We start from the raw sequence: 20,856 nt of genomic DNA on the forward strand, positions 1-20,856 counted from the left end.
ATCAACCAATGGAATATATTTTGCCCCTCAAAAGTTATAAAATTATTCTTTGCCGACTATGGCTAAATATGAGGTGTTATGCATTGAAATTAATACTTACGAGTCGTGATGCGTAAAGCCCCCAAGTATGAGGTACAAAACCAATAAGTTTTGTACCTCATACGTCTAGGCGTTAGTCCAACTCAAGGTAGCAGAGTCAAACTTCCTGGTATCGGATGGGTGAAAATGCAATTATCTCGACCTATCCCAGATGGGTTTGTTGCGAAACAAGCCCAAGTGGTGAAGAAAGCTTCAGGATGGTATGTAATGCTGACACTGCAAGCGGATGTTGATGTTAAGAGTTTTGCGCCACACGGTCAACCAGTTGGTATCGACTTGGGGCTAAAAAGTTTTTTAGCCACCTCTGCTGGTGAGCAAATCCCTAGACCAAGATTTTTTGTTGATCTCCAACGCCAGCTGCGATTGCTGCAACAAAGAGTTAGTCACAAGAAATTGGGGTCAAATAACTGGCGAAAGGCTCAACGGAAGGTGTCTCGACTGCATGAACACATTCACAACACTCGTAAAGATTTTCATTTCAAGTTGGCACATTATCTGTGTGACCAAGGTGGAATGATATTTGCAGAGGATTTGAATTTTCAAGCGTGGGCTAAAGGTATGTTTTCAAAACATACCTTAGATGCTGGTTTTGGTGAGTTTCTTTCAATCTTAGAGTGGGTGTGTTGGAAGCGCGGGGTGTACTTTGCCAAGGTCAATCCAGACGGTACAAGCCAAACCTGCCCCAATTGCAACCACCATACAGCTAAGAAAGACTTATCCGAGCGAGTACATCGCTGTGGTGAATGTGGATTTCAAACAGACCGCGACGTTGCCGCCGCTATGGTGGTGATGCAGCGTGGACTTGCAGCCGTAGGGCATACGGTCAAGATGCTTGGCGAGGGGTTAAGTAATAACTCCCTTGTGACCCAAGAATCCCCCGTTTTATAAACGGGGGAGTGTCAAGAGTCTACCTTAGGGTGATGCCTTGGTAGGCAAAAATTCCTTAGCCTAAATTCAGAGTTGAATAAAGGTATTAGGGAAAAATTTCTATGGCAGCGAATGTTTCTAGTGATATCAACAAGATTGATAATAAGTCGCTATTAACCGGCATTCTCTTGATTGTTTTAGGGGTAATTGCGATCGCAGTGCCTACTGTATCCACAATTTTTGCAGAAACTTGGGTAGCAATCATTTTGGCTTCTGCTGGATTTGCCAAACTGTTCTACGCATATAACACCCGCCAGTCAGGTGGCTTTCTTTGGAAACTACTGTTAGGCGTACTTTACATTGCAACAGGTATCATGCTGTTGATTTACCCTTCTACGGGTATTTTCACATTGACTCTATTGCTGGGTAGCTTCTTGTTAACTGAAGGTGTTTTCGAGTTAATTCTGGCATTTAAACTGCGTCCTCAACAAAATTGGACATGGGTTTTAGGTGACGGGATTATCACATTAGTATTAGGTGCCATGATTTGGTTCCAATGGCCATTTGATGCACCTTGGGTAATTGGAACACTGCTAGGTGTTAGCATTCTATTCACTGGCGTTTCCCGGCTGATGCTGTCTTGGAATCGTTCTAATTTAAATAACCCTGACCAAGCTGCAGGAGCGGCTTAAGCCTGTGATATCTTCTAGGGTGAGCATTGCGCGGAATTTCATACTCACCCACCAAAATCACTCAAATCAAGCGATCGCACTATTTGCATGATATTAATTGAAGTGAGTGCGATCGCTTTTGATTTTTCAGACTGGTAAATTGGCAACGGTGCCAATTTTATCGCGATTATGTGCTTTCAGTAGATATGCCATATCTGGGCCAGAAGGAATAATTCCACCAGGATTTAGTGGAAAGAGGTTCCCATAATAATCTTGTTTCACACTTTCCAAATTACAAGTATCAGCTACACCCGGAAGCTGATATATATCGCTTAAGTAAGTTCCTAAATTAGGATAATCTTGAATTCTGTGGCGGTTACACTTAAATAACCCATAGTAAGCAACATCAAAGCGGAATAAAGTAGTGAACAAGCGCACATCAGCCAGCGTGACTTGGTTTCCGCAGAGGTAACGACTTGTTTGTAGTGCTGCTTCAATTTCATCCAAAGTTGTAAATAATTCATCACAAGCTTGATTGTAAGCTGCTTGAGTTTGAGCAAAACCACAGCGATATACACCGTTATTTACACTTTGATAAATTTTCTCATTCCACCAATCAATTTTCTCTTTGAGATTTTCTGGATACAAATCTATAGTTGGATTCTTAGCGAACTCGTTCAATTCGGAGTTCAGCATCACAATAATTTCTGCACTCTCGTTATTAACGATAGTCTTAGTTTGTTTGTCCCATAATACAGGAACTGTAGCGCGTCCACTGTAGCCAGGTTGAGCAGCTGCATAAAATTGAGCCAAGCTAGCGCAACCTTGTTCCTCTTCATTAAACACCCAACCGCCTGCGATGGGGGAAGGATAAACGACAGTAACGGAAATAATATCTTCAAGTCCTTTGAGTGCGCGCACAATCAGGGTACGATGTGCCCAAGGACAACTCATTCCCACATAAAGATGATAACGTCCTGCTGCTGGTGGGTAGAGGCTATCTTTATCTGTGCTAATAAAATTTCTAAACTGACTATGAGGACGAATATACTCCCCCGATTTACTTCGAGGAGCAATCTTTGACATCATCGTATGCCACATTGTTGACCAAACAAACTTACCCAGCTTGATAATTAGCTTGGGTGGTAATGATTTTCCCTTCTTTTGAGTGCGAGGAAAATCGGTTGGGGGATTTTGTACATCAGTCATAGTTAATGATTAAGGTAACCTAAAGGGATTTTATAAAATACCAAGCTTTGGATTTTCCAGAGTCTACTTGGTTATTTCGGTATTGGTAATTTTTGCATTGCTGAATCACTATATCTATAGCATTGGATAGATTTCGCTCTGTCTATAGTCTTGTGTCGGATTGTATATATATTTAAAACTAATTTTATCACTTTAGCCAGAAGGCAATATCATAGGATTTTTTTAATATAAATGTAATTTGTTTTAATGATTTAAGTAAATAAATTTTAGGACAAATATTAATTTATTTTTGGCAATGATTAAAGAATATTCAATAATTTTAGATGCTCATAAATTAATACTATGAGTGTATTTAAACTTCAATAATATAGCAGGTTTTTACAAATATTTATTTACTGTGTACTTATCATCAATGTGAGGGTTTTCCTATATGAATATACTAAGTAAAGAGCATTCGGAACGCGATAGTAACGCCCAAAATACCCCACGTAGTTTGAAGTTTCAGGATGCACTACTACTATTTTCTTTAGTGTTGATAGCTGGAATGGTCAGATTCGGTAATGTTGATGAGCCTGATACTAATAATGTGAATCGTGTTACCCAAACATCAGAAGTACTTAATGATACAGATAAATTTGTGGGAAAAAATGTCACAATTAGAAGCCAACCAGTACAGCAAGTAGGTATAACCTCCTTCACCGTTAATGATCAGCCGGGAATTATTCAAGAACCGCTTTTAATAGTTAATGCTTCAGGGGTTCCTTTTGATTTACCTGCTAATCGCAATAGAAAAATTCAAGTTACAGGACAAGTTCGCAATTTTAAAATTCCTCAAATTGAGCGAGAGTTTAATTTAAATTTACAAGACAAATACTATACATCATATATAAATAGACCTGCGATAATCGCTCAGTCTATAAGAGTCGTGCAATAAGAGACTTCTAACTAAAAAATATATTATCGCTTTTTGGTAGGGAGCAGGCAGCAGGGAGGATAATGAAAATATTCTCGGAGTATATTTGATTATTCATTTTTTGGAAGCCCATAAGAGTCAAGACTTATGATGGTTGAACAATTCAAAATCAATCACCACATCTATCAATACGCTATTCAATTAGTTTTGATGTCAAGCAAACCTGCATATTAGGACTGCGGTTGCTTGGTTCAAGGCTGTCTCTGGATTTGAAATCTACTCTTATCGACAGCCTGATTGTTCAAAATCATCTACCAATAGATAGATCATAAAAAATCTTTAGTCTAGATATTCAAACTTTACCAGCTTTCTTCCGAATGATGACAGATTCTTCGCAAGAAAGTAATTTCATTGAAACAAACAATTCCTCTGACGGATAGACTGAAATCTTTCTCAAGCCTTACAATTTTCTTCAATAGCAGAGATAACCTGCCGAAAAGCAGATTTTAGTTACCTCTAATTACTGAAAATTAGAAAAAACCTGAGGCTTAATGATGGATACAATTCGTGTAGTTTTAATTGAAGACCATGATCTAACCCGTATGGGTATGCGTACTGCTTTAAAACAACAAGAAGGAATAGAAGTAATTGGTGAGGCTAAAAATGCAAATTCAGGTTTGAAGCTACTGAATTCTCTGCAACCAGATGTAGCAATAGTAGATGTAGGCTTACCAGATATGAGTGGAGTTGAATTAACGCAAATCTTCAAAGATTCTGAAGATGCGGATTCACCTCTGCCAACTAAAATTTTAATTTTAACAATGAATGATAGTGAGGATACTGTTTTAGCCGCTTTTGCAGCTGGTGCAGATTCTTATTATATGAAAGATGCCAGCATTGAAAAATTAGCTGATGCAATTCGAGTTACTCATGAAGGTAATTCTTGGATTGATCCTGCGATTGCTCGGATTGTTTTACAGCAAAGTAATAGTGCTTATGATGAACCAAACGCTGGCTCTAAATCTTCAACTGTGACGATTAACTCTTTATCACCAGAAGAAAGCGAATTTTTACTAGCTTATCCTTTAACTACACGGGAATTAGATGTATTAAGGTTAATTGTTGACGGTTGCAGTAATGCTCAAATTGCCGAGCAACTTTACATTACAGTAGGTACAGTTAAAACTCACGTTCGTAATATTTTAAACAAGCTTTCAGTGAGTGATAGAACTCAGGTTGCAGTTCGTGCATTGCGTGCAGGATTAGTTAGCTAGTTTTTACTTTGCAATATTCGCTACAAGTTGTTTAACAAAGTAAGTTTCCAAATCTGAGCCAATAAACCCCTCCTCTATCAGAACACAGTCAGCAAAAAGGGTAAAAGGAAAACACCTTTACCCTTTTTTCTTTGATGAATCAGTCCTGTCATCTAAAATTTAAGTTAGCGCTGATGCGTTACGCTGTCGCTAACGCATCCTACGTGAACTTCAAAAATAAAATATAAGTTCTATAGATGAATTCTCCTTGATTTTGGTGGTATAAATCTCATATTTGCATAGATAAAATTAGGATTAAAAGTAAATTATTATTGATTTTTATCTATTTTATCCGGTTACGAGCTTTGCAAAATAAAATTCATTTTCAATTTAATGTATTGTTTTGATTTACAATAATTCAAAAATTAATTATTTATTAAGTATATGTGATTACAATTAATTGTAAAGGTTAATTTATAATCAAGCTGAGAAACGCTATAATGCAGCGAAATTACCAATCAATCTACAGAGAATTGGGGGAAACTTATGAGCGCTAGAATTTTTGCTTTATTGGCAATAATGACAGCTTTTGCAAGCATAGGAAACCCGGCTCAAGCACAATCATCAGGAGCATCAAACCAAAATATCGACTCATATTCAATCACTGGTGATTCTTTAACCGGAATTAATAATCGAAATGCTCAACAAGACTTTAACAGTTTTTTTGAGCAACAAAATCCCGCAACTGTTTCCAATCAAAATCAAGTAAATAATAAACTCTCTGAAGGTTTGCAGCTTCAAGAAGCCTTATCAGCACCTAACAGTTCTGTTTTCTTCGTTCCTGTTCAGTCTTTTAACGGTAATGACGGAACGCAAGTACAGTTTGATTTTGGTAATAGCCAATAAGGAGAGTTAAGGGGTAGGGATCAAGGGATAAAATTCAAAAGTTGCAATAGACGCAATTAATCGCGTCTGTAATTAAAATTCAAAAGTTATTTTTCTATTTTCCTTTTACCCAATCCCCAGTCCCTAATCCCCAACTCCTCATACCTACTCTCGCAACGCCTCAACTAATTGGTCGATTTCTGATTCTAAAGTAAAGTAATGAACGCAAGCGCGTACACAGTTGGGGTCGGCAATTTTGCGGGTGAATATTTTTTGTGATTCTAAAAGTTGCACGACTTCTGAGGTAGTTTGAGATAGTTGATTAGCTAGTTGAAATGAAATTAAACCGCTTTCAGGTGATGAAGTTCGCAAACATTTGATATTGGGTAACGCTGATAACTTACGCCACAGATATTCGCTGTTATGGCAAATTTGTTGATAACGTTCTTCTGGTGTTCCCCATTGCTGATGAATGGCGATCGCTTCCTGTAAGGCAACGTACAATGGATAATCTGATGTTGCTACTTCGTAACGTTGTCCACTTTTCTCCCAATCTACAGGCTTACTGCGCTCATCAATCACAACGCTACGCCAGCCTACAAAGGTGGGTTGTAAATTGGCTTGAACTTCTGGACGCACATACAACCCACCCACACCAGCCGGGCCACATAACCACTTGTGACCTGTAAAAGCATAAAAATCTACTCCCAATTGGGTTAAATTTAAAGGCATAGCCCCAACAGACTGGGCAGCATCAACTAAAAGTAAGGAATTGTTATTTCTGCATAATTCAGCAATTTTGTCTAGGGGTAAAAGTTGACCCGTGTTCCAGAGGATGTGACTTAAAACTACAAGGCGGGTATTTGGGCGTAAATTTTGGGAGATAACTTCTACAGGGTCGCCTACGTTTAAAGTATCCATTAGAGGACAAGTGGTAACTTCCACATTAAATCTACGCCCAATTTCCTGGGCGATCGCAATTATCCCCTGATGTTCACAATCAGATAGTAATATATGGTCGCCAGTTTGCCACTCAATACCCCACATCGCAATATTGCAACCCACAGTGACATTTTCTGTAAGAGTGATGGTTGATGGTGGTACATTCAACTCAGATGCGATCGCAGCTTTTGTGGCTTGAATAATTTTGCCAATCCAGCGTCCCACCTCATTTCCAAAAGGGCCTAGCTGTTGGATGTGCATTTGATTTTCAGAAATCGCCTTGATTGCTGCAAGGGGCATTGGCCCTTGACCGCCATAATTGAAATAAGTCTTATTTGCTAAAGCCGGAAATTGTTCTCGATGGCGATGCAAACTTTGTTGTAGGTCAGAAAGACTCATAATCAAGATTTTGGATTAAACTAGCAAAAATAACTGCTTTATACTGGGAAGCAACAGATTAGCCTAAGATTTACATACATGATTAATCGTTGTGCATCATTGCACGCCACCCAAAGGAATTATAGTTATTTGACAGACTTACAGAAAATAGGAATTCTTGTTAGCTTAAAGGAATGTTAATTAATGCCGATCTGTTACTGCAATATCAACGCTGTAAGCGCCGCCCTTTTTTAGATAGTCACGGTGATAAAAGCCAGCGAGATACTCCCAATGAGTTGCTGCTAAAACTCCAACAAGACAAAATCGCTTATCAAAAGAATATCTTGGCTAACTTGGCTTATGAGCGGCCAGAATATCCTCAAGGAAATTTGAAAGCGGGGCAAGCGGCAACCTTAGAATTAATGCAGCGTGGTGTTGACTACATTCATCGAGGTATATTGTTAGTCAATTACGACCAGTGGGAAGATAGAGAACCCCACAATCAACAATATACCTTGCTCAGTCGCCCAGATTTACTTGTAAAGCATCCTGGAGAATCTCGTTTTGGAGATTGGATGTATGTTCCGGCGAGTATGGAAATGGGTAAACGCCCAAAGCAGGAATATCAAGTGGGAGTTGCATTTCATGCTCAAGTTTTGGCGATGGTGCAGGGAGTTGCACCCCCAATCGGGCTGCTAAAATTACGTACTAAAGAAACTACTTATCCAGTAGATTTACTGAAATGGTCGCCCCAAATGCAGTTGATTTTGGCGGAGTTAATTCAAGCGCTAGAGTCACAAGAAGGGCCAGAAGTATTCATCTCTCGCCAAAAATGCAATCTTTGCCACTGGCATAGTCAATGTTATGCGATCGCGCAATCAGAAAAACACCTGTCACTGTTACCAGGAGTTTCACCCCTACGCTATACTCAACTGCAATCACTTTCCCTGACTAGCTTAGAATCGCTGGCTAGTACTAGCCCCAGTGTCTTAGAAAATCTGCCTGGTTTTGACAATCAAGTTGCACACAAACTGGTAATTCAAGCGCAATCGGTAGTGCAAAATCGTCCGTTTATCTTACCTTATACCCTACCAATCGAAAATATTACCTTCACGGCTCCAATTGAAATTTACTTTGATATTGAGGCACAACCAGATTTAAATTTGGATTATTTATTAGGGGTATTGGTAGTTAATCGGCAAACTAACACAGAACAATTTTATTCTTTGTTAGCCACAAAACCAGAAGACGAAGGCTTAGTTTGGCAGCAGTTTTTAGATTTAGTTGGGCAATATCCCGAAGCACCAATTTATCATTTTTGCGCCTACGAATTTGATACAGTTAAGCGGCTAGCAAAACTGTACCAAACGCCTTATGCTTCAGTACGCCCGGTATTAAATCGGTTTGTGGATCTGTATGAGCAATTAACTCAAAGTGTAGCCTTACCAATTGAAAGCTATGCCCTAAAAGCAATTGCCCGTTGGTTAGGGTTTGAATGGCGTGATAAAGAAGCTAGCGGTGCTAAATGTATTTACTGGTACGATCAGTGGTTAGAAACAGGCGATCGCAATTTTTTGGAAATGATCCAACGCTATAACGAAGATGATTGCCGTGCTACCTATAATGTCAAAAACTGGCTCGTGAAATTCTTCCTAGAAGAATACTATTTGCGTCCAGCTTAAATTAAATAATTACTAATTCGTAATTCGTAATTCGTAATTAAAATTTTACTATTTCACCTAGATGATAATATCGCAGTCGTTTAACTAAAACCAATTTGAAAAAAGAATACGACAGATTGTAGGGGCAAGGCATTGCCCCTACGTGTCAACTTAACGTGAAACCCGCTCTTGTGCAAGGTTTCGCCCTCACCCCCAGCCCCTCTCCCACAGGGAGAAGGGAGCCAGAGATTTAGTTCCCCTTCTCCCCCTGGACTATCCATTAGTCACATCTTTCTTAATATTTAACCCTTACCCTTTCACCTTTTCTCCAAACCAAATTAAGAGTTGAAAATCCTTAACCGAGCAGTATTGCCACCTTATTTACCTCAAATAAGCTTGAGTTAGGTTGGTTTGCGATCGCACTATTTCACGACCGGGACATTGAGATAATAATTAAACCTGTCTCGGAGTTGATCAATTGTGAGATTTTGAGTCCAATACTCTACTAAAGCATGACCAAAAGCCCAGACATCGCTGGTATTTGTATTTTCCAACAGCAAGGGCCAAAGGGCTAGTAAATCAAAGCTGGGCTTGCCAGAGTTATCTGTATTCAAGAGTGAAAATAAATCATAAGCCATTTGCAGCTTACCAATGACAACAGGTAACTGTTCAACCGGAATTTTTTCTGCTAGCAAGTATGCCAGAGTGGGCGATCCAGTTGATAGGGTAGAAATGAACTGCAGAACCGGACTTTTGAGCAGCGATGTCAGTCCTTGAGTTGTCGCCATCTGGAAGGTGTAATTATCGATTATTTTGGCAGCAGCGACAGTACGGGCTTCTAAATTACGTAAAAAGCGCGCTAGACGCAGTTGTTTTGCAGGTGCGATCGCTTCTACTAATCCTAAAGATAAGGCTTCGATTCCCCAAGCTGCGCGATTGGTTTTGCGATCGCTAGTTACCACAGGTAAAACTAACTTAGAGAAATCCCCCAACAATTGCGCCCGATACTGTGTAGCTTCCCGAATCGAAATTTCCTTCGGGCGATCGCCCCATTCCCAATCATAGGGGGGTTGCCATTCGCGCATGGGACGCAGACGATCAACTTGGGTAACTATAGTAATTACAGGCAAATCTGCAACTTCCGCCTGCATATCCTTGAGAAAATCCACATCCATTTGCAAAGCTGGATCTAGCGCAGGGGTGACTAATAATAGTAAATCTGCCTTGGTTGCATAGTCCAAAACTAAGTCGCGAAAATCGCTGCGGTTGGCTTGTTCATAGCCTGGAGTATCCCAAAGTGTCAGGGTTTCTTTACTGTCAGTCTGCCATTGATAATTCTGAATTTGATCGGTACTAGGTAACACATCAACAGCAGCTAGTTCTGATTGAAATAAGGTGTTTATCAAGCTGCTTTTTCCCGAACCTGTGCGCCCTACCAGCAGAATATTCACAGGTTTTACCGCAACCGCGTCAGCTGGTTCTGCTTGAGAGAGGATTTCCCGGAGAGTTTGAGTTTTCGCCTTGGGTAATGCGGGGGTTGTAGTTGGGGCGGAAAATTCTGCAGTTGGTAAAGTACTACCACTATAAAGTGCGATCGCTTGTCTGCACAAATTCCGTAAAGCTGCTTCCCGCAGCATTTGGCTTAAATTCACCAGCAATTGCTGATTTGCTTGGCTGGTAGAACGCTGACTAGCTTTTTTAGCAAAAGCCGCCGCCGGATTTAATAGCCATTGCGCCCAATTCCAAGCTTGCCAGAGTTTACGGGCGGATGGTTCTAATTTGCGGTAAACTTCATAAGCTTGATAAGCTTGCCCAACTGTCACCTGATTTAAAGCAGGTGATAGCCTTTGTATCCATTGATCCAAATCATCAACTGTTCCCCGAATTAACCCGTAAGCTTGGGTAACGTAAATATTTAAGAGGGGATATTTAACCTCAGGATGGTAGATATGAGCGATCGCCACTACCAAATTTTGACATCGCATCCAGAAAGTTGACCAATCTTCCCAAATCGGGCGATCGCTTTGTGCGGCTTGTAAAATTTCCGTTAAAACTGCTTGGGCTTGAGTGGTAGCGTCATTTCCGGCTGGTAATTGGTTAGAATCTATTGTTGCGGCTAATTCCTCGTTAACTTCTGCCAATACCGCTTCTAATTGTTCCACCTCTGGACGAGTCCATTTAACTAGCAACCAACGCCAGCCCACAAATATCAGCGTAAACACAGCCCAAATCCAACTCAGCCCCCATGCATGAATTTGGGAACCAGCAGCTACTAGTAAGAAAGTCACAATCAAAGCGATTGGCGCTGCTAGGACTACCCATTGCCACAGTTTTAAACGCACCATGATCTAATATCTACCTGGAATACGACTCTTATAATGCTATTGTCGATCTAATAATATTGTTGTGGGTGATTGTCTTTAAAAGAACATCCATCATGGATACTAATATCATCAAATTATCAGAACGCCAAAAAGAATTTTCCAGGGAGATGAAAATCTGATCGAGGAGCATTTACGAGCATCTGCTGCTCAAATCCGAGCCACTTATATTAAGAAACCAATACTTCATCAGCCATTCTTAAAGATTACAAATAATGTAGCGGTTGCTGAAATATATATTCAAGGGAATGTAGTTTTTCAGAAAGGGGGAACATCTCACTATAAGAGTCCAATTCCCAAACCGAAGCCAAAGTCAGAAGGCGGTCAATTTGAGCCAGCAATTGACTCACGTACCAATCGCCTGATGGATACTGATGCTGAATACAAAGTCTTATCCGCAATTGCAGATGCTCTTGAGATGCACTACGATCTTCAAGTAGAGGGTGAATTATATCTTTATACGGAACGACAACCTTGTGAAAGTTGTAACAATGTTCTCAGGCAGTTTGAGGAAAAATTTCCCAATATCAAGATAACAGTATTTTGGGACTATCCATATTCTCCCTGAATCAATTTAAAACTCTTCTATAAGTATCTACATATGTAAATAGTTTGAAGTTATTGATTGATTTATTAAAGTATTAAAATTGAGAAACTCTCTAACTATGAAATTCCATTTACATAATTCTATACCTCAAGATTTACGTGTTTTATATAACAAAATAAAACACGAACATTACGAAGAGCTATATGAGTCAGAAACAGGGGAAACAGCTTCGCTTCAAGATACTTTAAATAAAGTTATACAAGCACTTCGCAGCAGCGATCAAACAGTTACTCACCTTCGCTATCTCTGGATGACGCTTATCTTAACTCTAGCAGTACAGCCGACATTAGAATATTATCAACCAGGAAATTCTTTACCAAAAAATATCATTGATTTATTGACTGTATCGCTACGTAATAATATTCAGGGCAAGATGAATATTCCTAAGAATATTATTGATAGATTAATTAATATTTTATTTAGAGAAAGCAATTTATATTCAGATAAAGAGGTAGAAAGTTCCCAAATAATTAGTGAAGCAATAGACGTTTTTTATCAGGCAATTCTGGTTATTAATTATGAGCAATCAGTAGAAGGAATTTTAGAAATATTATATGATTGCTTAGAAGGTTACGCAATTTTTCCAGGTTCTTATGGTAGGCGTGATTTGTTTGATTGGTGGCTATTAGATGTTGTAAGAGCAAGTTGCAACTTAATACCCCCTGAAAATGTTTATGTAGTAGAAAGTTTACAAAATCACAAAAAGATTCAATTTCGTCAGAATAGTTTAATTAAGAAAATCAGCAATGATCTGAGCTTTTCTCTAATAGAGGAAATTCAATTAATTAGTAAAGAAGCTAGAGGTATGCAAGGTATGACAGACCTCAGCAAGATAATTGCCAGTAACCCAGGAATTTGTGGTGGTCGCCCGCGAATTGCCGGACAAAGGATTACAGTTCATAATATTGCAATAGACTTTAATGCAGGTATGAAGCCGGAAGATATTGTTGCACAAAGACCACAGCTAACGTTAGCACAAGTTTATGCAGCCCTGACTTACTATTATTGTAATCAAGAACTCATCGACGCAGAAATTGCGGCAGACTTTGAATACTTTAACCATTTAGAAGCTAAATATCAGACACACTCCAGTGACATAAATGTACTTGAAACGGCTGCGAGTATAGACAAAAATAAAAGCGATCGCACCCAGTAAAAATGCGATCGCTAATTTTAAATCAAGGAGTGAAAGTTATTCAGCCGCAACAGGTTCTAACAATTTGATGTTAGAGAAGATAAATTCTTGAGTTGTGATTTCCCCTGCTGTCTCGGTTTTAATCTCCCGACGATTGAGGATAAAATATTTACCTACTTTTTCGTATTCATCAGTAAATTCACTTCTGCCTCCCTTTTGTTGTCCGCTTGCGGGGTCATGGTAAACAGAATCGTAGGTGTGAGACAAGTAACCCTCACCAGTTTGGTGACTGCTAAAGGTGTCAATTGTCACAAAAGTACCGTGAATGAGACGATGAACATGGCTCACCTCATTGTTGCGGACTTTGTATTTATCGCCCTCAGCTTTACCACCAACTAAAATCTCAACCGCGCCATTTTCCTCTGTACCGCCATAGCTAAAGCTATTTGCGCCGTGGGTATCTTCAAAGGAACGACGGACGCGGTGAATTGCTATTTCCCAAGCTTGATGGTGAATCGCTTGCTTGGCTTCTTCATTTTCTACATCTGATACTTCCGCCTTCAAGTTGGCGTTGACAATGACTTTAGCTGTAGTAACTTGCCCATCATGTTTAAAGGTGATGTCAGCAGTGTACCCAGGAAAATCCTTGTCCCAAGTGTAACGATTTTCATAAGCAGCCCGGAAAAGTTCCTGAGCAGAAATTTGTGTAACAGTCATGGTTTCACCTATAAACAGTAGTGATATTAGCGTTTTATCTTTGCTTGGTATTAGCATAGAGTTAATTGTTAAGCCCCGCATAGTCCCCAACTGGGTACACTTATGGCTAATTCTCTTCATGCTGCATTTGCTGCGATCGCCAATGTCCGTAATGAGCAAGAGCTAAAACTCGCACTCATGGATAAAATTGGTGAACATTTTGGCGTGCAACATTGGGGTATCAATCTCATAGATGACCAGTCACAGACTGAGATTGATGTTCCTGCTATTCCCACAGTTTGCCTACAAGGTAATCCCATCGGACGCTATGTAGTTGAGCGTCATGCACCTGCTCATGAGCAGTTAATCCTATCTCCAGAAGATTGGAAAGATATTTGCCCCCGCCACGATCACGAACACGTGATGACTGGCCCCATTATCTGCGATGGTCGTCTTGTAGGCACCCTCAACTTAGCTCGTGCTAAAGGTAGCCCAGCTTTTGACGGTAACGATTTAGCCGATTTAAGTGCCTTGTGTATTCACATTTCAGCAAAACTTGCTACCTTGCGGGCGAAACCAAAAACCATCAAATCCTCCGTACCTAATCCACTTACACCGCGCGAGTTAGAAATTGCCGAATTAGTTGCTCAAGGCTTAACCAATTCAGAAATCGCCGCTAGGCTTTGGATTACTCACAATTCTGTCAAGCAAGCTTTAAAAAGAATGTTCCGTAAGCTTGGGGTATCAGCACGCAGCGAGATGGTAGCGAAGCTGCATTCAACAATAGTTTCTAATTCGTAGTTCGTAATTCGTAATTCGTAATACCCTGCGGGAAGCCCTCCGGGTTCAGCAGTTGCTTCAAGTCGGGGAACCCGCCCAACGCACTGCTTCACCGCTACGCGTCTACGTAATTACACTAAACCAAGCAACTTAGTGGTTTCTTTTGTTTGTTCTAGGGATGCTGTAATTAGCTGTTCACCTAATTTCTGAACTTGCTGAACTAAAGCCTCACCAGCATTCTCTGGTGAGCCAACATTAAACGGTGGTGCGGGATTATACTCAAGCAATAATTGAATGAGTTTAGCTGTGTCTTCACCGCACAGATGAGCAGCAATTACCAATCCAAAATCAATCCCAGCCGTCACACCACCGCCTGTAATGCGGTTGCGGTCAATTACTACTCTTTCATTAACTACCTCAACCCCCAAAAGCGCTAACTGATCGCGAAACGCCCAATGCGAAGTAGCACGATAGCCTTGCAGCAATCCAGCCGCCGCCAAAATTAAGGAGCCAGTACAAACTGATGTAATATATTTTGCTGTTTTCCCTTGATTTTGCAGAAACTCTAACACTTCCGCATCTCTCATCATTTCCACCTGTCCCGGCCCGCCTGGTACACAGATAACATCCAATTGTGGAGAGTCAGCAAAAGTAGTATTTGGCAAAATCGTCAGATTATCGCTACTAGTGACTGGCTCTAGATTTTTCCATAAGCAATAAACTTTACTATTTGGCAAAAAACTAAAGACTTGTTGCGGCCCAGTGATATCTAATTGCGTCATGCCAGGATAAATCACTAGACCAATGTTGTACTCTGCTGCATTACTCATAATTCTAATTTCTCTATACTTTCGTGTTGGGATTCACTGCTAGAGTAAGATTGATTACTTAGCTGTGCCTAGTCCTCGATCGAGTACACTTTGTTGAGAGAAAATGGCTAATTTGCAAAGTTTATTTCATGCTATGGCTACCGCCAATGATGAACGTCAATTGCGGCTAGCTTTCATGGATAACGTTGGAGAGCATTTTGGCGTGCAGCGTTGGGGTATTTACCTTACCGATGAGCAATCTCGGCTAGCGAGTGTTGATGTTTCTGGTGTTCCTGAATCCTTAGTAGAGCGCTATGAGCAAGTAGGTAGAGCTGTAGATCCAGTTATGCGCTACGTTGTTGAGCGTCACGCACCAGCCCATGAAGAATTAGTCTTACCCCCAGGTGGTTGGAAGCAATGCGATTTGTACCAGAATTGTTGCGCCTACTACGACCACGAACACATCATGACAGGCCCTATTGTCGGTGCTGGTCAATTAATTGGCACAGTTCACTTTGCCCGTGTTGGTCATACACCTGCTTTTAGCAGCGATCATCTGGCTGATTTAAGTGCCTTATGTCTTCATCTATCAGCTTGTTTGGCAATGATAAAGCGATCGCCACAACAATTCAACTCACCGCTAGCGCATCGCCTCACCCCCCGCGAACGGCAAATAGTTGAATTAGTAGCACAGGGCTTAACTAACGCTGAAATTGGTGCAAAACTTTGGATTACAGAAAATTCCGTTAAGCAAGCTCTCAAAAGGATATTTCGCAAATTAGAAGTTGTTAACCGTGCCGAAATGGTAGCGCGCTCTCAAAATGTTTTGACTGCATAGAGGATTGTTTTTATGACCCGCCCTCGCATTCTGCAACCAGGTACAAGCTATACATTTAGTAAATATTTTGAATTGCCCTATGCCCCAGCTGACATCCTTGCAGAATTTAATTGTACTTATGAACGTAAGCGGCTGGAGTTACCAAAATATGCAGGTGAACTTAAGTGTTTAGATTTTTTGAGTCGTTACTTGCCAAGAAATTTAGCCTACGTTAACCCCATCAGCGAAATGGCAAGAAGAGAGGTATTAATTGCCCCTACATTATTAGAAATTTGTGCCGAAACTCAAACCCAATTAAATATTGAATATCCGATAAATATTAACGAGCAGCTAAAAGGTAGCTTTGATTATTACATAAATAGTAATAGCAGTAATAGCCATACAGGAATGCTAGTAGTTGAAGCTAAACAATCAGATTTAGGTCGGGGATTTACGCAATTAGCAGTAGAATTAATAGCCCTTGACCAGTGGATACAATCAGAAACACCCCTGCTTTACGGCGCTGTTACTACAGGAGAGGATTGGCGATTTGGGATATTTAACCGTCAACAAAAATTAATTTCTCAAGACTTAAAACTTTATCGCGTTCCTGAAGAATTAGAGGAATTATTACGCGTTATTATAGGAATTATTGTTACCCCTACTGAAGATAGGGCGTAGGGTATTTTGATATAATCCTACACCCAAGAGATAACAATAGAGAGGTATTAAGACCTTTGTGCTACACTCACGCCTTCAACTTTCGCAGGTATGATTATGCCATAGTAAATGGCTGCGATCGCAGCTAGAGCATTGACCCAAATATTATTACCAAAAAGTGGCATGAACCCAAATGAGGTTTTAGCAAATGGCAACAATCCCATGATTGCCAAGACAATATAAGCTATTGCAAAACCACGATTGAAAATCCGGGAACTGCTAGCACTGATAAAAGAAGCAATCCCCCATAAACCTACGGCACATCGCACTATGTTATGCAAGAAATTAGTAGGAAATAGTCCAAATATATAGCCAAATCCCGCAGAATACGCATTAGTAGATTCATTAAGTGGGATATAAGACATGTGAGTTCCTGGTATTGAAACTAAAGCTGGGATAAATCCAGCTAAACCTAACAGTAAATAGATAATTCCAATACCCAAAGCACAGTAACGCTCTGCCATTTTTGCCGCGTTGGTATTTTCCATATTCTCTTTTACCTCAAAATCCTGAAATTATTCACAGAATCTAATCCGCTAATGCAATATCACTCAGCTAACGGAATTGAGAAAATTAACTGTATTTCTATTAATACCGTTGCTTTGCAATATCTAACACTTACTATTCAACTTAAATTTTGTTAGCTTCACTCTATCGAAAGGAGGGATTAAAATTAGAGATTAGAGTATTTACTTGTTATCAATAGATATATAAAATCTAGCTGTTACTTAAATCATTATAATTGTGAATTAGCACTCGCATTCTTAAAGCTGAAATTCCTAAAATTTACTCTATCTAAGGAATTAAATATTTACAGACATCAACTTTAAAAAAGTAGTATTGTTTGAAATGTATGGAAATATTTGATAGTAAATATTGCTAATCTAAAATCCAAAATTAAATCCCCTCTCCTAAAATTAGAAGAGGGGATAAAGGTGAGATTATGCCGGATAAATCCTTAGGCGGCGATTTGGTTCCTCACCAAAACTATGAGACTTGAGTCGATAATGTTCTACCAACTCATGTTGCATTTTGCGGACTTGGGGAGAACGAGGTAGTAACTCCACTGGTTGTCCTTTGGGAATGACTATCTGCTCAACAGCGAGTCTAGCTTCTTCCAAAGCATCCATTTCGTCATCACTACCACTGTGCAATAACAGTTGCAGATCTCGATCATCAGCAATTTCTGGATCGTCAATGTTCAGCAACCGCCGTAAAGCACGGGTAATTTGGGGGATAGTGCTGGACTTAATCATGTGGATGGGCACATGACGCGCTTTTGCCATTTGCCTTAATTTGGCGTGATTTTTGACGTGCGATCGCAGTGCCAAAATTGCATCAGCACTATCGATATCTTTTGTCAATACCACTGGCAAAGTGAGTACGCTAATTACCTGCTCTAGTTGATGACGGCTAACACCATAGGGGTAAACGTGCAGTGGCAAATCTTCGCCGTTTGGCCCTGGTTGTCTGCTGCTAAGGTCAACAGCCTCGGAGTAATTAAACGATTCATCCAGCAAGCGGTCGAACTCACTGCGTCCTGTGACTCTTTCCCGTTCTACAGATATGGGTGGTAAGGCTACCATCTGTCCTGACGAACGCCAGCCATTAGAGGTGCGTGAGCTAGCAAAGGAGTCTTCCGCAGTTGCTTGCTGTCCGCCACGACCATTGACTACTGACAACTGGCGGGTAATTGCTACCTTGCCATTGTCGTCAACTGTTCTGGTTTGTGGACTAGGCTGGCGACCCCGCAGAAGAGTATCTACTGTATCAGCAACACTTTCGTGTACTACCCAGCGTTGCCGTTCTAACATTTCCACAGCAATCTCAAAGGTAGGAGGGGCTTTGCGTTCCAAAACAGTCTTTTGACTGCCCCTGCGTCTAGCTTCGTCATCTCCTAATGTCACCGCTTGGATACCCCCCACTAAATCAGAAAGGGTGGGGTTTTTAATCAGGTTTTCTATTTGGTTCCCATGAGCAGTACCTACCAGTTGTACACCTCGTTCCGCAATGGTACGAGCTGCCAAGGCTTCCAGTTCTGTGCCAATTTCATCAATGACGATGACTTCTGGCATATGGTTTTCTACTGCTTCAATCATGACTTGATGCTGAAGCTCTGGATGAGCTACTTGCATCCTTCTGGCGCGACCAATAGCAGGGTGGGCAACATCACCATCCCCAGCGATTTCATTGGAGGTGTCGATAATTACTACTCGTTTATTGAGTTCATCTGCCAAAACCCGGGCAATTTCCCGTAAGGCAGTTGTTTTACCGACCCCTGGTCGCCCCAGCATCAGAATCGATTTACCAGTTTCTACCAAATCGCGAATCATACCAATGGTGCCGAATACTGCTCGACCCACGCGACAGGTCAAGCCAATAATCTTGCCAGTACGATTGCGAATGGCGCTGATCCGGTGCAATGTTTGCTCGATTCCTGCCCGATTATCTCCGCCAAAGGTTCCAACTCGCTGAATGCAATCATCTATTTGTTCTTGAGTGACAGGCTTCTCGCTCAGATACTCAGCTTGATTAGGAAAGCGAGCCTCTGGGCGACGGCCCAGATCCAAGACCACTTCTACTAAAAAGTCTCGCTTGGGATGATTATCTAGTACTTGTCGCAGGTCTTGGGGCAAAATGTCTAACAACTTTTGGAGATCGTCTGTAATCGTCATGCTTTACTATGGTGACGTTTTTAGAGATAACGAACGAGCGATTAGCGCTCCTGTTGTGACTTGAGCTGGGAAACGAGAGAATGGGCAAGCTCTACAGCCTGCCAGAGTAGTACATCGTCCTCTTCCAGGCGGATAGTCGCCTTAACATTGGTTTTACTCACCTCCTTATTTTCTAACTGTTCCAAAATTGGTGACAGCAGTACACGGGCGTAGCTACCATAGGCCACCCCAGCAATTTTGGATTTTGGATTTCGGATTTTGGATTTTAAATTGGAATCTTCCAATCCAAAATCTAAAATCGGCAATCTAAAATCGTTTAGCAGTTCCATTGCTTTTAACTTGGCAACAGTGTAGCTATTAGTGCCACCTGCTAACTGCACATATCCTGGTAACTTAGCTGCCAAAACTTTTTGTCCTAATTTCACCGCTGCTAAAGTCGTACCATCTCCTATATCTCCACTCATCGGCCGACCATCAGTTTGCCAAATTAAGGCATGGGGTCGCGGGTGCATTAGGTCATATATTGCTTTTAGGTAATCAATCATGCCTTCGCCGTCGGGACAGCTGATCGCTACTAACTTTAATTGCGCTACCCAAGGTGAAATTGCTTGCCATAGACGTTGAAACTCGGCTAACCGCCCTACTTGTGTATGAATTTCTACGGCATCTACTCCTGTTGACATTACTAATGGTGCGATCGCCCCCGGCGTTGTCATATATGAGCTTGTATAAATTATATCATAAGGACAAATAGGGATGCAACGACCACAGCCGTAGCACTTTTGGGATACGACACCTGAGTAGTTATCTTTTATACCATTAAAAACAATTGCTTGTGCTGGACAAATGCTTTCACAAGGTCTATGGCAATCTTGGGGACACTTCAGAGGATTAAATTCTGCCTTACGAAAATGTGGGTCTTCACCATCATTTAGGCTGACCATCAAAAATGGTAAGTTTCCTTGGGATTTAAAACCCCGCTTTTGAGCTTCACCAGATAGGGTTTTGGCTACTTGCAGCGCTTCTTGTGCTGCAGCAATCACCGCTGGATCAGCTGCCACATCTATACAGTCAGCGCCCGCCAAAGTGTAGGCTAATGTTAAACTTCTGACCGCAGGCAGATGCTGGAAACTGGCTCCACAGATGAGCTTGAACCAGCGACCTTCTTTGAGAGATTGTAAAGGGGCAAACAGATCAGTCACATTTCTATTATGCTTTTACGGGACTAAAAAATGTAGTCCCTTATAGGTAAAAAGTCGCGATTTCTTTATATTTTCATTTGGGGACTGGGGATTGGGGATTGGGGACTGGGGATTAGGGACTTGAGACTGGGGACAAGGAAGTAGAGGAAGCACAGG

Annotated in this window: 19 protein-coding genes; 11 read left to right on the forward strand and 8 right to left on the reverse strand. The window is 40.9% G+C overall.

The window, feature by feature from the left end:
* The first annotated feature begins 150 nt into the window (after positions 1-150).
* Together HGR01_RS08405 and HGR01_RS08410 are read left to right on the forward strand one after the other, a co-directional pair.
* Positions 151-987: an RNA-guided endonuclease InsQ/TnpB family protein gene (locus HGR01_RS08405; RefSeq protein WP_228045605.1), complete on the forward strand. Its 837-nt coding sequence runs from the start codon at positions 151-153 to the stop codon at positions 985-987.
* Positions 988-1,088: 101 nt separating this feature from the next.
* Positions 1,089-1,658: an HdeD family acid-resistance protein gene (locus tag HGR01_RS08410; protein ID WP_045869548.1), complete on the forward strand. Its 570-nt coding sequence runs from the start codon at positions 1,089-1,091 to the stop codon at positions 1,656-1,658.
* A gap of 126 nt (positions 1,659-1,784) precedes the next feature.
* Here the strand turns inward: HGR01_RS08410 and HGR01_RS08415 are convergent, their stop codons facing one another.
* Positions 1,785-2,846: a glutathione S-transferase family protein gene (locus HGR01_RS08415; RefSeq protein WP_045869547.1), complete on the reverse strand. Its 1,062-nt coding sequence runs from the start codon at positions 2,844-2,846 to the stop codon at positions 1,785-1,787.
* Between the two features lie 430 nt (positions 2,847-3,276).
* Between HGR01_RS08415 and HGR01_RS08420 the strand changes: the two genes are divergently transcribed.
* The 3 genes from HGR01_RS08420 to HGR01_RS08430 all read left to right on the forward strand — a co-directional run bounded on the left by HGR01_RS08420 (position 3,277) and on the right by HGR01_RS08430 (position 5,918).
* On the forward strand, positions 3,277-3,780 hold the full coding sequence (locus HGR01_RS08420; RefSeq protein WP_096622064.1) for a hypothetical protein: 504 nt from the start codon (positions 3,277-3,279) through the stop codon (positions 3,778-3,780).
* 533 nt (positions 3,781-4,313) lie between these two features.
* Positions 4,314-5,033, forward strand: a complete 720-nt coding sequence (locus HGR01_RS08425; RefSeq protein ID WP_045869546.1) for a response regulator — start codon at positions 4,314-4,316, stop codon at positions 5,031-5,033.
* Positions 5,034-5,558: 525 nt separating this feature from the next.
* Positions 5,559-5,918 carry a hypothetical protein gene (locus tag HGR01_RS08430; protein WP_045869545.1) on the forward strand — a complete coding sequence of 120 codons (360 nt, stop codon included), beginning with the start codon at positions 5,559-5,561 and terminating at the stop codon, positions 5,916-5,918.
* 144 nt (positions 5,919-6,062) lie between these two features.
* Here HGR01_RS08430 and HGR01_RS08435 read toward each other — a convergent pair whose 3' ends face one another.
* The gene (locus HGR01_RS08435; protein ID WP_045869544.1) at positions 6,063-7,238 is read right to left on the reverse strand and encodes an aminotransferase class V-fold PLP-dependent enzyme; all 1,176 of its coding nucleotides are present in this window, start codon (positions 7,236-7,238) and stop codon (positions 6,063-6,065) included.
* Between the two features lie 173 nt (positions 7,239-7,411).
* Here HGR01_RS08435 and HGR01_RS08440 point away from each other — a divergent pair, with 173 nt between their 5' ends.
* On the forward strand, positions 7,412-8,899 hold the full coding sequence (locus tag HGR01_RS08440) for a TM0106 family RecB-like putative nuclease (protein ID WP_045869543.1): 1,488 nt from the start codon (positions 7,412-7,414) through the stop codon (positions 8,897-8,899).
* A 401-nt stretch (positions 8,900-9,300) separates the two neighbouring features.
* On the opposite strand, the gene HGR01_RS08445 is transcribed toward HGR01_RS08440, so the two are convergent.
* On the reverse strand, positions 9,301-11,223 hold the full coding sequence (locus HGR01_RS08445; RefSeq protein WP_045869542.1) for a GTPase family protein: 1,923 nt from the start codon (positions 11,221-11,223) through the stop codon (positions 9,301-9,303).
* A gap of 400 nt (positions 11,224-11,623) precedes the next feature.
* On the opposite strand from HGR01_RS08445, the gene HGR01_RS08450 reads away from it, so the two are divergent.
* Both HGR01_RS08450 and HGR01_RS08455 read left to right on the forward strand, forming a co-directional pair.
* Positions 11,624-11,827: a deaminase domain-containing protein gene (locus HGR01_RS08450; protein ID WP_228045604.1), complete on the forward strand. Its 204-nt coding sequence runs from the start codon at positions 11,624-11,626 to the stop codon at positions 11,825-11,827.
* A gap of 97 nt (positions 11,828-11,924) precedes the next feature.
* Positions 11,925-13,022: a DUF433 domain-containing protein gene (locus HGR01_RS08455; protein ID WP_063749819.1), complete on the forward strand. Its 1,098-nt coding sequence runs from the start codon at positions 11,925-11,927 to the stop codon at positions 13,020-13,022.
* Positions 13,023-13,058: 36 nt separating this feature from the next.
* Here the strand turns inward: HGR01_RS08455 and HGR01_RS08460 are convergent, their stop codons facing one another.
* A complete protein-coding gene (locus tag HGR01_RS08460) occupies positions 13,059-13,718 on the reverse strand; it encodes a DUF3386 domain-containing protein (protein WP_045869701.1) in 660 nt (219 codons plus the stop codon).
* A gap of 102 nt (positions 13,719-13,820) precedes the next feature.
* Between HGR01_RS08460 and HGR01_RS08465 the strand changes: the two genes are divergently transcribed.
* On the forward strand, positions 13,821-14,498 hold the full coding sequence (locus HGR01_RS08465; protein WP_045869540.1) for a LuxR C-terminal-related transcriptional regulator: 678 nt from the start codon (positions 13,821-13,823) through the stop codon (positions 14,496-14,498).
* A gap of 110 nt (positions 14,499-14,608) precedes the next feature.
* Here HGR01_RS08465 and HGR01_RS08470 read toward each other — a convergent pair whose 3' ends face one another.
* Positions 14,609-15,307 (reverse strand): DJ-1/PfpI family protein, encoded by a 699-nt coding sequence (locus HGR01_RS08470; RefSeq protein WP_045869539.1) that lies wholly within the window; start codon positions 15,305-15,307, stop codon positions 14,609-14,611.
* A 103-nt stretch (positions 15,308-15,410) separates the two neighbouring features.
* Here HGR01_RS08470 and HGR01_RS08475 point away from each other — a divergent pair, with 103 nt between their 5' ends.
* Together HGR01_RS08475 and HGR01_RS08480 are read left to right on the forward strand one after the other, a co-directional pair.
* Positions 15,411-16,124: a LuxR C-terminal-related transcriptional regulator gene (locus HGR01_RS08475; RefSeq protein WP_045869538.1), complete on the forward strand. Its 714-nt coding sequence runs from the start codon at positions 15,411-15,413 to the stop codon at positions 16,122-16,124.
* A 12-nt stretch (positions 16,125-16,136) separates the two neighbouring features.
* Positions 16,137-16,784 (forward strand): hypothetical protein, encoded by a 648-nt coding sequence (locus HGR01_RS08480; RefSeq protein WP_045869537.1) that lies wholly within the window; start codon positions 16,137-16,139, stop codon positions 16,782-16,784.
* A gap of 47 nt (positions 16,785-16,831) precedes the next feature.
* Here HGR01_RS08480 and HGR01_RS08485 read toward each other — a convergent pair whose 3' ends face one another.
* The 3 genes from HGR01_RS08485 to ldpA all read right to left on the reverse strand — a co-directional run bounded on the left by HGR01_RS08485 (position 16,832) and on the right by ldpA (position 20,700).
* Positions 16,832-17,311, reverse strand: a complete 480-nt coding sequence (locus HGR01_RS08485; protein ID WP_045869536.1) for a DUF4383 domain-containing protein — start codon at positions 17,309-17,311, stop codon at positions 16,832-16,834.
* Positions 17,312-17,764: 453 nt separating this feature from the next.
* Positions 17,765-19,498: a R3H domain-containing nucleic acid-binding protein gene (locus tag HGR01_RS08490; RefSeq protein ID WP_045869535.1), complete on the reverse strand. Its 1,734-nt coding sequence runs from the start codon at positions 19,496-19,498 to the stop codon at positions 17,765-17,767.
* 41 nt (positions 19,499-19,539) lie between these two features.
* On the reverse strand, positions 19,540-20,700 hold the full coding sequence (gene ldpA / locus HGR01_RS08495) for a circadian clock protein LdpA (protein WP_045869534.1): 1,161 nt from the start codon (positions 20,698-20,700) through the stop codon (positions 19,540-19,542).
* Positions 20,701-20,856 lie beyond the last annotated feature (156 nt).

It is taken from the genome of Tolypothrix sp. PCC 7712 (assembly GCF_025860405.1).
GTDB classification, from domain to species: Bacteria; Cyanobacteriota; Cyanobacteriia; order Cyanobacteriales; family Nostocaceae; genus Aulosira; species Aulosira diplosiphon.